The organism is Qipengyuania flavescens, assembly GCF_029688735.1.
GTDB lineage: Bacteria > Pseudomonadota > Alphaproteobacteria > Sphingomonadales > Sphingomonadaceae > Qipengyuania.
Window position 1 is genome coordinate 69,363 of the sequence record NZ_JARULD010000004.1, and the last position, 14,511, is coordinate 83,873.

General features: G+C 66.1%; 11 protein-coding genes. 8 read left to right on the forward strand and 3 right to left on the reverse strand.

Features of this window, described 5'->3' with window-relative positions; all coding sequences use genetic code 11:
* Positions 1-2: 2 nt before the first annotated feature.
* Positions 3-995: an agmatine deiminase family protein gene (locus tag P8R33_RS11610; protein ID WP_278329124.1), complete on the reverse strand. Its 993-nt coding sequence runs from the start codon at positions 993-995 to the stop codon at positions 3-5.
* 27 nt (positions 996-1,022) lie between these two features.
* Entirely contained in the window at positions 1,023-2,726 is a 1,704-nt protein-coding gene (locus tag P8R33_RS11615) for a M28 family metallopeptidase (RefSeq protein WP_278329125.1), read from the reverse strand.
* Between the two features lie 105 nt (positions 2,727-2,831).
* On the opposite strand from P8R33_RS11615, the gene glnE reads away from it, so the two are divergent.
* The 8 genes from glnE (at position 2,832) to P8R33_RS11655 (ending at position 13,251) form a co-directional block, all read left to right on the forward strand.
* Positions 2,832-5,513, forward strand: a complete 2,682-nt coding sequence (gene glnE / locus P8R33_RS11620; RefSeq protein ID WP_278329127.1) for a bifunctional [glutamate--ammonia ligase]-adenylyl-L-tyrosine phosphorylase/[glutamate--ammonia-ligase] adenylyltransferase — start codon at positions 2,832-2,834, stop codon at positions 5,511-5,513.
* Positions 5,510-5,983: a peroxiredoxin gene (locus tag P8R33_RS11625; RefSeq protein WP_278329128.1), complete on the forward strand. Its 474-nt coding sequence runs from the start codon at positions 5,510-5,512 to the stop codon at positions 5,981-5,983. Before glnE ends, P8R33_RS11625 begins: the two co-directional genes overlap by 4 nt.
* A 5-nt stretch (positions 5,984-5,988) precedes the next feature.
* Entirely contained in the window at positions 5,989-6,855 is an 867-nt protein-coding gene (locus P8R33_RS11630; protein ID WP_278329129.1) for a ferritin-like domain-containing protein, read from the forward strand.
* A gap of 79 nt (positions 6,856-6,934) precedes the next feature.
* The gene (locus tag P8R33_RS11635; RefSeq protein ID WP_278329130.1) at positions 6,935-7,615 is read left to right on the forward strand and encodes a M23 family metallopeptidase; all 681 of its coding nucleotides are present in this window, start codon (positions 6,935-6,937) and stop codon (positions 7,613-7,615) included.
* A 168-nt stretch (positions 7,616-7,783) separates the two neighbouring features.
* The gene (locus tag P8R33_RS11640; RefSeq protein ID WP_278329131.1) at positions 7,784-9,331 is read left to right on the forward strand and encodes an acyl-CoA synthetase; all 1,548 of its coding nucleotides are present in this window, start codon (positions 7,784-7,786) and stop codon (positions 9,329-9,331) included.
* On the forward strand, positions 9,331-10,632 hold the full coding sequence (locus tag P8R33_RS11645) for a cytochrome P450 (RefSeq protein ID WP_278329132.1): 1,302 nt from the start codon (positions 9,331-9,333) through the stop codon (positions 10,630-10,632). The genes P8R33_RS11640 and P8R33_RS11645 overlap by 1 nt, the downstream gene beginning before the upstream one ends.
* Before the next feature lie 207 nt (positions 10,633-10,839).
* Positions 10,840-11,478, forward strand: a complete 639-nt coding sequence (locus tag P8R33_RS11650; RefSeq protein WP_278329133.1) for a YqiJ family protein — start codon at positions 10,840-10,842, stop codon at positions 11,476-11,478.
* 12 nt (positions 11,479-11,490) lie between these two features.
* The gene (locus P8R33_RS11655; RefSeq protein WP_278329134.1) at positions 11,491-13,251 is read left to right on the forward strand and encodes a flotillin family protein; all 1,761 of its coding nucleotides are present in this window, start codon (positions 11,491-11,493) and stop codon (positions 13,249-13,251) included.
* Positions 13,252-13,506: 255 nt separating this feature from the next.
* Here the strand turns inward: P8R33_RS11655 and galU are convergent, their stop codons facing one another.
* Positions 13,507-14,412 (reverse strand): UTP--glucose-1-phosphate uridylyltransferase GalU, encoded by a 906-nt coding sequence (gene galU / locus P8R33_RS11660; RefSeq protein WP_278329135.1) that lies wholly within the window; start codon positions 14,410-14,412, stop codon positions 13,507-13,509.
* Positions 14,413-14,511: the final 99 nt, after the last annotated feature.

Sequence of the window (14,511 nt, forward strand, 5' to 3'; positions counted from 1 at the left end):
CGTTAAAGGATGGCTCTCGCCGCGGGCATTTGCTGGCTGGCGCAATGGAAACCGCCCCCGCCGGCAAGCACGGCATCGGCGGGCACGCCGACCGTCGCGCGGTCGGGGAAGAGTTCGGCGATGGCCGCCACCCCGTCCTCGTCATGCGGACTGCCGAAGGTCGGAACGACGACCAGGTGGCTGGTGATGGCGAAATTGGCGTAGCTGGCGGGCTCGACATGATCGCCGCTGGTAACGCGGCCTGGCGAAGGAATTTCGGCGACCCCGACCCCGACATCCTGCGCACGTCGCTTGGCGTCGGCATAGACTGCGGCATTGGGATCGTCGCTGCCGGTCGCGCGCGGCAGGCACAGCGTGTTGCGGCCGACGAAGCGCGCGAGATTGTCGACGTGCCCGTCGGTATGGTCGTTGATCAGCCCGTCGCCGAGCCAGAGCACGCGTTCGAAGCCGAGATCGCGCTGGAGCCGGGCCTCGATGTCTTCACGCGAGAGCTGCGGATTGCGATTGGGGTTGAGCAGGCATTGCTCGGTCGTGACGACGAGGCCTGCGCCATCGCCATCGATCGCCCCGCCTTCCAGGATCCAGTCCGAGACGTCGAGCGGCAGGCCTGCATCCTCCGCCAGTTCCGCGCCGACGGTCTGGTCGCCCTCCATCAGGAACTTGCCGCCCCAGCCGTTGAAGCCGAAGCGCCGCGCCATGCGCTTACCCTCGCGGTCGGTCAGGACCAGCGGCCCGGTATCGCGCAGCCATACATCGCCATAGCTGCGCCGCTCCAGCTTGACCGCTCCGGTGACCAATTGTCGCGCCCGTGCCTCGTTCGCCCCGTCGCGGACCAGCAGGCGAACCTCCTGCCCGCTTTCGGCGACAGCATTGGCGAAAGCCGCGATCTGCTCCTGCGCGCGTGGCAGGACTTCGGGCCATTCATCGGCATCGTGCGGGAAGCCGATCCACAGCCAGTCCTGCGGCGCCCATTCGGGCGGCATGGTGTAGGGCATGGATCGGCTCTTTCGCTTAAGGGGCGATTACGACCCGCAAGGCCCGTCCGCGCAATCGGCATCGCGCGTGGCCTTGAACTCGTCGCCCGGGTTCCAGTTGGGCCAGCTGTCGCTTTCCGCCAGCATGCGCCCGATGCGGTAGAACAGTTCGAGGTCGCTCATCACGCCGGACCAGTCCCAGTTCGGGTCATATTCGTCCTTCGGCCCGTGATAGCGGTTCTCGGTATAGTCGCGCGCGACCTCTGCCCCGGCGATCGTGCCGCCTGCCACCAGGTCCTCGCCGCCGTCGATATACAGCATCGGCACGCCGCGCTTGGCGAAGGCGAAATGGTCGGAGCGGTAGTAATAGCCCGCTTCCGGCTTCGGATTGGGCGTCGCCACCCGGCCTTCGGACTCCAGCGCCGCGTTCATGAACAGGTCGAGTTCGGACTTGCCCGGACCGACGACGGTCACGTCTTTGGCAGGCCCGGCAACCTGGAAAGCGTCCATGTTGATGCCGCCGACCGTCTGGTCGAGCGGGAAGACCGGATTGGCCGCGTAATAGTCCGCGCCCAGCAGGCCCGATTCCTCAGCCGTCACGGCGAGGAAGACGAGGCTGCGATCTGCCGCACCCGCCCTGGCATGCGCTTCGGCCAGCGCGACCAGTGCCGCCGTGCCGGTCGCATTGTCGACCGCGCCATTGCAGATGTCGTCGCCATCGGGCGCGGGCTTGCAGCGGCCGAGGTGGTCCCAGTGCGCGGTGTGCATGACATATTCGTCCGGCCGCTCGCTGCCCGGCAGCATGCCGATCACGTTACGCGACTGGAAAGTGCGGATATCGTTTTCGAAGCTGGTCGAGGCGGTCAGGCCGAGCGGCACGGCCGTAAAGCCCTTCTGCTTTGCCGCTGCGGAAAGCTGCGCGAGGTTCTGGCCCGCTGCCTGCATGATCCGTTCGGCGACGCTCTTCTGCACCCAGCCGTTCATCTTGGTCATCATCGGCGCGTTCGCACCGCGCGCGGCATAGGCCTGCGGACCGCTCCAGCTGCTTTCGACGACGTTCCAGCCATAGGAGGCCGGCGCCGTATCGTGGATGATGATCGCGCCCGCCGCGCCCTGGCGGCCGGCTTCTTCGTATTTATAGGTCCAGCGCCCGTAATAGGTCATGGCCTTGCCGCCGAACGGCCCCTCCAGCGTCTGCGCGCCGAAATCGGGATCGTTGACGAGGATGACCGCCGTCTTGCCGCGCATGTCGAGCCCGGCATAGTCGTTCCAGCCCTTCTCGGGCGCATTGATGCCGTAGCCGACGAAGACCAGCTCGCTGTTCTCGAGCGAGGTCGCCGCGTCCTCGCGGTAGGAGACGCCGACCCAGTCGTCGCCGAAGTCGAGGCTCATCGGTCCGCCGCTGCCACCCGCGATGGTGAGTGGGGCGAAGTCCTTGCCGGTGATCTCCACCAGCGGCACGTTCTGCACCCAGCTGCCGTTATTCCCCGGGGTCAGGCCGGCGCGCGTGAATTGCTCGATCAGATAGGCGACGGTCTTTTCCTCGCCCGCCGTGCCGGGGGCGCGGCCCTCGAACTCGTCGGAAGAAAGGCGCTGCGTCACGGTCTTCATCGTCTGCTCGGACAATGTGCCTTCGGCGACCTGCGGCACATCGATGCCGGTCGGGGCGGCGCTCATGTCGCCAGCCGGTTCCATGGTCGTGCAGGCGGACAGCAACAGCGCTGTCGTGGCGGCAAGGGTCAGGCGTTTCATCGTTGCGAACCTCTCTCTCGTGTCCCGTTCTCGGCCCGCTTCTTGCAGCATGGCGGCGCGAGGGCAAGCTTGCGCGTGCGGCCCAGTGGCGGCAGGGAAGCGGCGATGGCTGCCGACTGGACCTCCGCCCTCGAACGGGCGCGCGCTCATGCGCCGTTTCTCGCGCGCGCGCTGGAAAAGCGCGAGGACCTGGCGGCGATGCTGGAGCAGGGGCGCGGCGAGGATGCGCTGCTGGCGGCGAAGAGGACGCGCGAAAGTGACGTCGCGGCGGCGCTGCGCAGCGAACGCCTCGGCCTGGCGCTGGTGCTGGCGGTGGGCGATCTCGCCGGCGCGTTCGACCTCGACAAGGTCATGCGCGAGCTGTCGACCTTCGCCGACCGGGCGCTGCATGCCGCCATCGGCGCAGCGATAACGCGGCGGGTGGAGGATGCCCGCAACGAAGGCATGATCGGCCTCGCGCTGGGCAAGCATGGAGCGGGGGAATTGAACTATTCCTCCGACATCGATCCGATCCTGCTGTTCGATCCCGAAACCCTGCCCCGCCGCGAGCGGGACGAGCCGGGGGAGGCGGCGCAGCGCTATGCCCGCGAAGTCGTCCGCCTGCTCTCCGAAGTGACGCCACTCGGCTATGTCTTCCGCGTGGACCTGCGCCTGCGACCCCAGTCCGAAGTCAGCCCGCTGGCGCTGCCGCTCAATGCCGCCACGGCGCATTACGAAAGTTCCGCGCTGGCGTGGGAGCGGGCGGCGTTCATTCGTGCGCGCGCCTGTGCGGGCGATATTGCGGCGGGCGAGGCGTTCTTGGACCATATCCGCCCGTTCGTGTGGCGGCGCAGTCTCGACTTCGGCGCGATCGACGAGATCCGTCGCCTGACGCGCCGCATCCGGGAGCAGCAGAGCGGACCGCAACAGCCCGGGCCGGGCTACAATCTCAAGCTTGGCCGGGGCGGCATCCGCGAGATCGAGTTCTTCGCCCAGACCCACCAGCTGATCCATGGCGGGCGCGATCCCTCGTTGCGAAGGCGAGGAACGCGCGCGGCGCTCGACGCGCTGGCGGCAAGCGGCCGCATTGCGGAAGAAGACGCGTGTGTGTTGGGCGAGAGCTACGACACCCTGCGCACGATAGAGCACCGGTTGCAGATGGTGCGGGACCAGCAGACGCACTCGCTCCCCTCCGGCAAGGCGCTGGATAATGTCGCGCGGCTGCACGGGCTGGATGACGGCGCGGCGCTGGTCGCGCTGTTGCATGACGTCACGGCGCCGGTGGGCGAGCGGTTCGATGCCCTGCTCGACGAGGATCGCGTGTCGGTGCCGGGGCATGCGCTGCACGTGGCGGGCACCGACGCCGCGGCGGCTCCGGTCCCGCAGGAGATCGTCGCGCGCGTCGCCGAGTGGAGCGACGGGCGCTATCCGCCCCTACGCAGCCCGGCGGCGCTGGCGGCGTTCGATGCGATCCGGCCGGACCTGCTCCAGTCCGTCGCGGCGTCGGAGGATCCGGAGCGGACCCTTGCACGGTGGGAGACCTTGCTGGGCCGGCTGCCGAGCGCGATCAACCTGTTCCGCCTGCTGGAAGCGCGCCCCGGACTGTTCGACCTGCTGGCGAAATGCCTCACCCTTGCCCCGCCGCTGGCCGACGAACTGTCGCGGCGGCCGGATCTGCTCGACGCGCTGATCGATCGCACCGCGCTCGACCTGCCCGGCGACGTCGCGGCGCTAGCGGCGGCGATGGCGCAGCGCGAGCGGGGTGACGATTACGAAGACCGGCTCGATCGCATCCGCATCGTCACGGGCGAATCGCGCTTCGGGCTCGGCGTCCAGCTGATCGAGGGCGCGCGCGATCCGATTGCCGTGGCCGAGGCGCTTTCGCGAACGGCGGAGGCGGCTCTGCAGGTCGCGGTGGCAGCGGCGGAGGACGAATTTGCCGCCAAGCATGGGCGGATCGAGGGCAGCGAACTCGCCATCGTCGGACTGGGCCGTTTGGGCGGCGGTCTGCTCACCCATGCCTCCGACCTCGACATCATCTACCTCTTCACCGGCTCGCACGACGCCGAATCCGATGGCGAGCGCCCGCTTGGCGCGACGCTCTATTTCAATCGCCTTGCCCAGCGGGTGACAGCCGCCCTCAGTGTACCGACAGCGCAGGGCGCGCTCTACGAAGTCGATACGCGCCTCAGGCCGCAGGGTGCGCAAGGCCCGCTCGCGGTCAGCGTCGACAGCTTCGAGCGCTACCAGCGCGAGGATGCGTGGACCTGGGAGCATATGGCGCTGGAGCGCGCGCGGGTGCTGGTAGGCGGCGAGACGGCGCGCGGTCAGGTGCAGGCCGTCGTGACGTCGATCCTCGAGATGGAGCGGGACGCGGGGCAGCTGCGCAAGGACGTTCTCAAGATGCGCGGCGAGATGGCGCGGCACAAGCAGGCGCGCGGGCCGCTCGACGCCAAGCTGTTGCGCGGCGGCCTGGTGGACATCGAGTTCCTCGTCCACTTCCTCCAGCTCAAGCACCGCAGCGCGCTGACGCCGCGTCTCGGCGAGGCCATTGCCGTCCTGGCCGCCGAGGACCTGCTGCCCGATACGATCGCTCCGGTGCATGACTTGATGACCCGCCTGCTCGTGGGTACGCGCCTGCTGGCACCGGACCTGACGCGCCCCAACGATGCCGCGGCGGCAATCCTGGCGCGGCAGAGCGGGTGCGAGGATTTTGATGGCCTCACCGGCCGCTTCGCGCAGGGACGGCGTGACGTCGCGGCGGCGTGGGGGGAGATATTCGGCGAAACACTGGAGATGGATGAATGAGCACAATCTTTGGCGAAGGCGATCCGATGCCCGATATCGCGATGGAAACCCCCGATGGCGGCACGGTGCGCCCGTCCGATTTCAAGGGGAAGAAGGCGGTGATCTTCTTCTACCCCAAGGACAACACGCCCGGCTGCACGACCGAGGCGAAGGATTTCACTGCGCTCAAGCCTGAATTCGACCAGGCGGGCGTCGCCCTGCTCGGCGTCAGCAAGGATTCGCCCAAGAAGCACCAGAACTTCATCGCCAAGCACGAACTCACGGTCGATCTCGCGACCGATGCGGAAGAGGGTGGGCTGTCCGACGCGCTCGGCGTGTGGGCCGAGAAGAAAATGTACGGGAAGACCTTCATGGGCATGGTCCGCTCGACCTATTTGCTGGGCGAAGACGGCAGGATCGCCCGCATCTGGCCGAAGGTTAAGGTCAAGGGCCATGCCGAAGAGGTGCTTGAGGTCGCGCGCTCCCTGTGACGGCAATGTCGTTGACGTCCCCGCGGCGAAGTGTGGCTACGGCAATCCGTGCGGCGTTGCTGACAGCCGACCCGACGGCGAAGGTCTTCGCCGCGCGGCAGGTCGCGCGCGACTGGCGGCTGGGACGGCTGGACTTCGATTTCGATGTCGCCATGCCCGACCGGCCGGCCTGGCCGGAAAATCTCGAACTCCTCCCGCCGCGCGAAATGCCGAAGCGCGGCAAGATGGGCTCGCAGCGCAACCGCATCGCGTTGTGGCATTCGCTCGCGCATATCGAATTCGTCGCCATCGACCTCGCGCTCGACATGGCGGGCCGCTTCGGCGACTCGATGGGGGAGGGCTTCATCTCGGACTTCCTCTCTGTCGCCGCGGACGAGGCGATGCATTTCGCCCTGCTCGCGCGAAAGCTGGAGTCGCTCGGCTCGGCTTACGGCGTGCTGCCCGTCCACGATGGCCTCTGGAGCGCAGCGCAGGACACGGCACATGACGTGGCTGCCCGGCTCGCCATCGTGCCGATGGTGCTGGAGGCACGCGGCCTCGATGTAACGCCCGCCACGCTGGAGCGCGTGCGCGCGCAGGGCGACGACAATGGTGCGAAAATCCTGCAGCGGATCCTTGACGACGAGATTCGCCACGTGGGCATCGGGTCAAGGCACTTCCACGAGCTGTGCGCCAGGCGCGACGAAAGTCCGCGCGAAACGTGGCAAAATCTTGTCCGAATTCACTTTTCGGGGGGTCTGAAGCCGCCATTCAACGACTCGGCGCGTTTGGCAGGCGGCCTACCGCTGGAGTTCTACGGGCCTATTGCCTCGTTAACTTCTTCGCCGTTACCCAATACTCACGAGACGCCGGGGGGTTCCGGCAGTGACTGAAAAAAGGTGACGGGGCGTCAGGGACGTCGCTTCGATCATCTCGGGAAAAGGCGCCCCGAGGCGTCGGACGGGTTTAGCAATGGCTACGAAGCGCACCACGCTCGCACTGGTGATCATGTCTGCAGGACTTACGATCGCCGCCGCACCGGCACATGCCGGCGAAACGAACACCGCCGCCGCAGTTGGTGCCATCGACATGTCGAAGGTTTCCGGCGTTACCGAAAAGGGTGACGACGCGCAGTTCCGGCAGCTGTTCGCCAAGTGGGAAGAACTGGATCGCCCCGCACCGGCGCAGGCCGTGGTTTCCGTGCCGAGCCGCATGCCGCTCGACGATACCCGCCTGACCAGCGATTACGGCATGCGCACCCATCCGGTGCTCGGCGGCCGTCGCTCGCACAATGGCGTCGATCTCGCCGCGCCGACCGGCACGCCGATCTACGCCACCGCCGACGGCTACGTCAGCAAGGCCGAGTGGTTCTCCAGCTACGGCAAGTACGTCTCGATCGAACATGGCGCAGACCTGCAGACGCGCTTCGCCCACATGTCGGACATCGCCGTTACTTCGGGGACGCGCGTCAAGAAGGGCCAGCTGATCGGTTACGTCGGTTCGACCGGCCGTTCGACCGGTCCGCACCTGCATTATGAAGTCCGCATCGCCGGCAAGCCGGTCAATCCGGTTCCCTACATGGTCGAATCGGAAGCGCAGCGCGCCTATGCCCTCGCCATGGGTGAAGGCGGCCAGGGCGGCGGCGACGAATAAGGCAAACGCCTTTCGGGATTGATGAAAAGGGGCTGCGGAGCGATCCGCGGCCCCTTTTCTCATTCCCCCCAATTTTCCTTGCTCATGTGCGCATGTCGGGTAGGTTTCATCCGGCAACCGGACGAGTCCCGCCGATAGATGCGGACCGACCGAGAAGAGAGGAAGCCCATGCACCCGATCGTTCACGCGCAGGCGCGCCCCGACCATCCCGCCCTTATCATGGCCTCGAGCGGAGAGACCGTCACATACGGTGAGCTCGATGCCTATGCCAACCGCTTCGCCCAGCTGATGCGCGCGCGCGGATTGGGGCGCGGCGATCACGTCGCGATCCTGATGGAGAACAATCCGCACTATCTCCAGATGGTCTGGGGCGCGCAGCGCAGCGGCATCATGATGGTGCCGATCTCAACCCGCCTGACCGCGCCGGAGATCTGCTACATCTTGCAGGACAGCGATACGAAGCTGCTGCTCACCTCCACCTATTTCGAAGAGGTCCTCGGCGAGATCCGCAGCGAGTGCCCGGATATTCCCATGCTGATCGCCGGCGGGAAAGGCGACGAGAGCCTGGAGGACGCGCTCGCAGCCCAGCCCGCAGAGCCGATCGCGGACCAGTTGCCCGGGCAGTACATGCTCTATTCCAGCGGCACGACCGGGCGGCCCAAGGGCGTACGCCCCGCTCCGCCGGCGGATGACGACATCCAGGCGGTGAACCCGCTGGTCGGCCTGGCAGTGATGGGCGCAGGCATGCCTGCCGACGGATCGATGGTCTATCTCTCGCCCGCGCCGCTCTATCACGCCGCTCCGCTCGGCTGGTGCACGACGGCGCATCGCCTCGGCGGCACGGTCGTGGTGATGGAGAAGTTCGATCCCGAAAGCGCGCTGGCGACGATCGAGAAATACAAGGTGACCGACAGCCAATGGGTGCCAACCCATTTCGTCCGCATGCTCAAGCTCGATCCATCGGTTCGCACGAAATACGATCTGTCGAGCCACCAGCGCGCGCTTCACGCGGCAGCACCTTGCCCGGTCCCGATCAAGCGTGAGATGATCGAATGGTGGGGGCCGATCATCAATGAATATTACGCCGGGTCCGAAGGCATCGGCATGACGCTGATCAAGGCGGAAGACTGGCTCGACCATCCCGGCAGCGTCGGCAAGGCGATCCACGGCACACTGCATGTCTGCGACGAAAACGGGGAAGAGGTGCCTGCCGGACAGGACGGGCTGCTCTACTTCGAAAACGACCTCATCCCGACCTATCACAACGACCCGGAAAAGACGCGCGAGGCGATGCATCCCAAGGGCTGGATGACGCTCGGCGATATCGGCCACGTGGACGAGGACGGCTATCTCTACCTCACCGACCGCAAGAGCCACATGATCATCAGCGGCGGGGTGAACATCTACCCGCAGGAGATCGAGAACCTGCTCGTCACCCATGACAAGGTGATGGACGCTGCCGTGATCGGTGCGCCCTGTCCCGATTTCGGCGAGAAGGTCGTCGCCGTGGTACAGCCGATGGATATGGGCGAGGCCGGGGACGGGCTCGAGGCGGAACTGCGCGAGTTCCTCGCGCCCAGCCTCGCCAAGATCAAGATGCCCAAGTTGTTCGACTTCCGGCCCGACCTGCCGCGCGAGGCGAACGGCAAGCTCTACAAGCGCGAATTGCGCGACGAGTATCAGCGCATGGCCGAAGAACAAACGGAGCAGGCGTGATGGCGACGAGGGACCGGCCCACGCTCGACCCCGCCACCGCCCGGACGGTCATCGATCCGGCCAGCTATGCCGCATGGGATCCGCTGCTCGACACGTTCGACCGCCTGCGCGAGGAAAATCCGGTCGCCTGGGTCGAATCGCAGGACGACCATGCCCATCCGCCCTTCTGGCTGATCACCCGCTATGACGACGTCATGCGCATGTCGAAGGACAATGCGACCTTCCTCAACAATCCGCATACGGTGGTCTTCAGCCTGACCGAGGGGATCGAATTCGCCAAGGCGATGACCGGCGGCAGCGAGCACCTCGTGGCCAGCCTCGTCACCTTCGACGGCGATACGCACCGCAAGTATCGCAAGCTGACGCAGGACTGGTTCATGCCCAAGAACCTGCGCACCGTCGAAGGCGAAATCCGCGGCATTGCCAGGGATGCAGTCGAGCGGCTGGTCGCCGAAGGCCCGGAGGCCGATTTCTGCAAGCTCGTCAGCGCGCCCTATCCGCTGCATGTCGTCATGCAGATCATGGGTGTGCCCGAAGAAGACGAGCCGCGCATGCTGATGCTGACCCAGCAATTGTTCGGCGGGCAGGACGACGATCTCAACCAGTCGGGCATCAAGGATCTTCCGCCCGAGGCAGTCACCCAGCTGGTGGCCGGAGCCGTCGCGGATTTCGAAGCCTATTTCGCCAAGCTGACCGCGCAGCGGCGGGCCAATCCGACCGACGATGTCGCCAGCACTATCGCCAATGCGGTGATCGACGGAGAGCCGCTCAACGATCGCGACATGATGGGCTATTACATCATCCTCGCTGCCGCCGGGCACGACACCACCAGCGCCAGCACGGCGGGCGCCATGCTCGCATTGGCGCAGGACCCCGAGCAATGGGCGCGGGTCAAGGCCGACCGCTCGCTCCTCGGCGGGATCGTCGAGGAAGCTATCCGCTGGACCACGCCGGTGCAGCACTTCATGCGCACGGCGGCGGAAGACACCGAAGTCGGCGGGCAGGCGATCGCCAAGGGGGACTGGCTGATGATGAACTATGTCGCCGCCAACCACGATCCCAGCGTCTTCGACGATCCGCGCAAGTTCGATGCGGCGCGAAGCCCCAACCGCCACCTCGCCTTCGGGGCCGGCGCGCACCAATGCCTCGGCCTGCATCTCGCACGGCTGGAGATGCGCATCCTGTTCGAAACCCTGCTCGACCGGATCGACCGCATCGAACTGGCAGGCGAACCGGCACGGTCCAAATCGACCTTCGTAGGCGGCCTCAAGACCTTGCCGCTGCGCTTCACCGCCGCCTGAAGTCCCGACGCTCGCGGCGGCGTCGCGGTCGAAGTCGCGCCACACCTCACGCCCAGTAATCGCGGTGAGAATCGTACGCGCGAATTCCGATTCTCCTCGCCAATTCGCGCGATTTCTGCTAAGTGTTCCACATGATTAAAACAGTAGGACGACGCGCTTTCGGCCCGGTCGGAGACGGATAGTCCTGCGCATCTGGAAGGGGGTCACATGACATTGCTCGAACCGCACAACCTGCCCTTTGCGGCGGCGTTGGTGGTGATGCTCGTCCTGTCCGTCGTCCAGCTGATCGGCGTGGCCGACTTCGGCGATGCGGATCTCGAGGCGGGCGGCGACGCCGACGGGATGCCGGACGCCAGCATGTTCGACGGGCTGCTGACGCTGCTCGGCATTGGGCGCGTGCCGCTGACGATCTGGCTGGCGCTGTTCCTGTTCCTGTTCGCCGGTATCGGCCTGTCGATCCAGGAGCTCGCTCAGGATCTGACCGGCAGCCCGCTCTATGGCTGGCTGGCGGCCCTGTTCGCCGGGGCGGCTGCCGTCCCCGTCACAGGCGTCTTCGCCCGCCCGCTTGGACGTGTCATGCCAAAGGATCACACGACGGCCGTCAGTACCGAAAGCCTGATCGGTCGCCGGGCGATGATTACCGACGGCGTGGCGCGCGCCAATTCGCCCGCCCGCGCCAAGGTGAAGGACATTCATGGGCAGACCCATCACGTGATGGTGGAGCCCCACGAGGCATCGTCCGAAATCCACGCCGGTGACGAGGTCCTGCTCGTCCGCCGCGAAGGCAATCAATTCTATGCGACCGCGCTCGCCGAGCGCCGTCTGTCGCCAACACACAGTTCGTAAGAAGGAGGGGTAATGGACAATCTGTTTGGAACATCGCTGGTCATGATCGGAGGTGCCACTCTACTCGGCATCATTATCATCACGTTTCTGCTGAAGATGTACCGCCGCGCATCAAAAGAAATCGCTTTCGTGCGGACCGGTGTCGGCGGCGAGAAGGTCGTGATGAACGGCGGCGCGCTGGTGCTGCCGGTGTTCCACGAGACCATGCCGGTGAACATGAACACGCTGGTACTCTCGGTCGTCCGCCGCGACGGCGAGGCGCTCATCACGCTCGACCGCCTGCGGATCGACGTGAAGGCGGAATTCTACGTCCGCGTGAAGCCCGATAGCGAAGCGATCGCCATGGCGGCGCAGACGCTCGGCCAGCGCACGATGCAGCCGGAAATGCTCAAGGACCTGGTCGAGGGCAAGTTCGTTGACGCGCTGCGCTCGGTCGCGGCCGGCATGACGATGAACGAGCTGCACGAGCAGCGCGCCGACTTCGTGCAGAAGGTGCAGCAGGTCTCGTCCAACGATCTCGCGATGAACGGGCTGGAGCTGGAATCGGTCTCGCTGACCGGGCTTGACCAGACGAGCATCGAGCACTTCAACGCCAACAACGCCTTCGACGCCGAAGGTCTCACCAAGCTGACCGAGCAGATCGAGGCGCGCAAGAAGCTGCGCAACGACATCGAGCAGGACACGCGCGTGCAGATGGAGGCCAAGAACCTCGAAGCCGATGCGCGCAGCTTCCAGATCAGCCGCGACACCGAATATGCCCGGCTGGAGCAGGAGCGCGAGGTCGAGGTCCGGCGCGCCGCGCAGAGCTCGGAAATCGCCCGCGAACAGGCCGAGCGGACCCGCGAAGCCGATGCTGCGCGGATCGAGGCGAAGAAGCAGGTCGATGCCCAGCAGATCGAGGCTGACCGGCTCGTCGAGGAAGCGCGGATCGACCAGCAGCGTGCGCTCGAGATCGCACGGCAGGAACAGCAGATCGCGGTGCAGAACAAGAGCCGCGAGGAAAGCCAGGCCAAGGCCGAAGCCGACGAAGCTCGCGCCAAGGCCGTCGCTGCCGAGGAACAGGTCGCGACCAGCCGCGAGACCGAGATCGCCGAGCGTCAGAAGCGCATCGAACTGATCGAGGCCTCCAAGCAGGCGGAACGCGACGCGATCAGCGTCCGCGTCGAAGCCGAAGCGGAGAAGGACGCCGCGACCAACCGCGCCGAAGCGCTGCGCCTCGAAGCGCAGGGCGAGGCCGAGGCCGAGAAGCTGCGGGCCGAAGCCGCGCGTGTGCGCTTCGAAGTCGAGGCCGCCGGTCAGCGGGCGATCAACGAGGCGGCGAACATCCTCTCGTCCGACCAGATCAGCCTGCAGACCAAGCTGGCGCTGCTCAAGGTCATGCCCGACCTCGTGCGCGAGAGCGCCAAGCCGATGGAAGCGATCGAGAGCATCAAGATCGTCCAGGTCGACGGCCTCACGAATGGTGGCGGCAAGTCGTCCGGCGGTGTCGGCGGCTCGAGCGGCGGCTCCGGCAACCTCGCGACCGACGCGGTCAGCGCGGCGCTGGCTTACCGCGCACAGGCCCCGGTCCTCGACGGGTTGATGAAGGAGCTGGGGCTGGACGGCTCCTCGCTCGACGGGCTGGTCAAGGGCCCGGCGCAGGCCGAGGCTCCCAAGGACACTCCCCGCCTAGCCGAAGTTCTCGACGGCATTGCGGAGCAGGTGGAGGACGTCGAAGCCAACGCCGAAAAGACTGCAAAGGCGAATGGCGAAGGCGAAAAGCCGGACGCCTGAGCTACAGTAACATCAAATAGGAGGGGGCGCTTCGGCGCCCCTTTTTTTGCATGCCTTGGAATTCGGGCTGTCCTACAGCCGAAGGCCAGTGCTAGCCGGCAAGTCAATCGCTGACGCGACTTCGAAGGGGTGCCCCCCCGGGGGGGGTCCCCAAAACCGTCACGGCAAGTCCAAGTAAAAGTGCTTAAACTATAATGGTATAAGGCCCAGCGCCATCGGGCGACAGGGTGTCGCCTTTGTCGCCTGAGTGTCGCCCTACTCCGCCAGTAACCGCTCCGCCATGGCGCGAATCTCGGCGCCCATGTCCTCGCGCTCCAGTGCCAGCGCCAGCGTCGCCTCGACGAAGCCGGTCTTACTGCCGCAATCGAAGCGGCGGCCGGCGAAAGTCACGGCGTGGAAGGCCTGGTTGCCGATCATTCGGGCCATCGCATCGGTCAGCTGGATCTCGCCGCCTGCGCCCTTTTCCTGGTCTTCCAGCACGCGCATGACTTCGGGCTGGAGGATGTAGCGGCCGGAGATAATCTTGTTCGACGGCGCTTCGGCCACCTTGGGCTTCTCGACCAGGCCGGTAACCTCGGTCAGCGTGTCCGACTTGGTTTCGCCCGGTGCGATGACGCCATAGCTGGAAACCTCGTCCTGCGGCACTTCGAGCACCGAGATCAGGTTGCCGCCGACTTCGTTGTAGGCGTCGACCATCTGCTTCATGCAGCCTGCCCCGCCGCCCTTCTGCGCGACCATCAGTTCGTCGGGCAGCAGGATGGCGAAGGGCTCGTCGCCCACGATGGCGCGGGCGCACCAGATCGCGTGGCCCAGGCCCAGCGGCACCTGCTGGCGCACGGTAATGATATCGCCCGGCGTCGCCCGCGTCGGGTCGAGCACGGTCATGTCCTTGCCGCGCTCTTCCATGGTCGATTCGAGCTCGTAGGCGACGTCGAAATGTTCGACGATCGCGGTCTTGCCGCGGCCGGTTACGAAGATGATCTGTTCGATCCCCGCCTCGCGCGCCTCGTCCACCGCATACTGGATCAGCGGGCGATCGACGATGGGGAGAAGCTCCTTAGGGATGGCCTTGGTCGCGGGAAGGAAACGGGTGCCGAGGCCGGCGACGGGAAACACCGCCTTCCTGATGGGTTTATGCTGCGAAGTGTCGTGGTGGGTCATGGGTGAGGGCGTAGGTCCGCTATCGAAGGGGGTCAATTGCCATAGGTTAAGCGCGCGACCCCGCTGGACGCGTTTTGTAACAGCGGTGTGACGCTTGCC

What these genes read in the sequence shown, in the direction of transcription:
- P8R33_RS11610 (WP_278329124.1), bottom strand. Translation starts at nt 995, where the DNA reads ATGCCCTACACCATGCCGCCCGAATGGGCGCCGCAGGACTGGCTGTGG.
- glnE (WP_278329127.1), top strand. Translation starts at nt 2,832, where the DNA reads ATGGCTGCCGACTGGACCTCCGCCCTCGAACGGGCGCGCGCTCATGCG.
- P8R33_RS11635 (WP_278329130.1), top strand. Translation starts at nt 6,935, where the DNA reads ATGGCTACGAAGCGCACCACGCTCGCACTGGTGATCATGTCTGCAGGA.
- P8R33_RS11650 (WP_278329133.1), top strand. Translation starts at nt 10,840, where the DNA reads ATGACATTGCTCGAACCGCACAACCTGCCCTTTGCGGCGGCGTTGGTG.
- P8R33_RS11640 (WP_278329131.1), top strand. Translation starts at nt 7,784, where the DNA reads ATGCACCCGATCGTTCACGCGCAGGCGCGCCCCGACCATCCCGCCCTT.
- galU (WP_278329135.1), bottom strand. Translation starts at nt 14,412, where the DNA reads ATGACCCACCACGACACTTCGCAGCATAAACCCATCAGGAAGGCGGTG.
- P8R33_RS11625 (WP_278329128.1), top strand. Translation starts at nt 5,510, where the DNA reads ATGAGCACAATCTTTGGCGAAGGCGATCCGATGCCCGATATCGCGATG.
- P8R33_RS11630 (WP_278329129.1), top strand. Translation starts at nt 5,989, where the DNA reads ATGTCGTTGACGTCCCCGCGGCGAAGTGTGGCTACGGCAATCCGTGCG.
- P8R33_RS11645 (WP_278329132.1), top strand. Translation starts at nt 9,331, where the DNA reads ATGGCGACGAGGGACCGGCCCACGCTCGACCCCGCCACCGCCCGGACG.
- P8R33_RS11655 (WP_278329134.1), top strand. Translation starts at nt 11,491, where the DNA reads ATGGACAATCTGTTTGGAACATCGCTGGTCATGATCGGAGGTGCCACT.
- P8R33_RS11615 (WP_278329125.1), bottom strand. Translation starts at nt 2,726, where the DNA reads ATGAAACGCCTGACCCTTGCCGCCACGACAGCGCTGTTGCTGTCCGCC.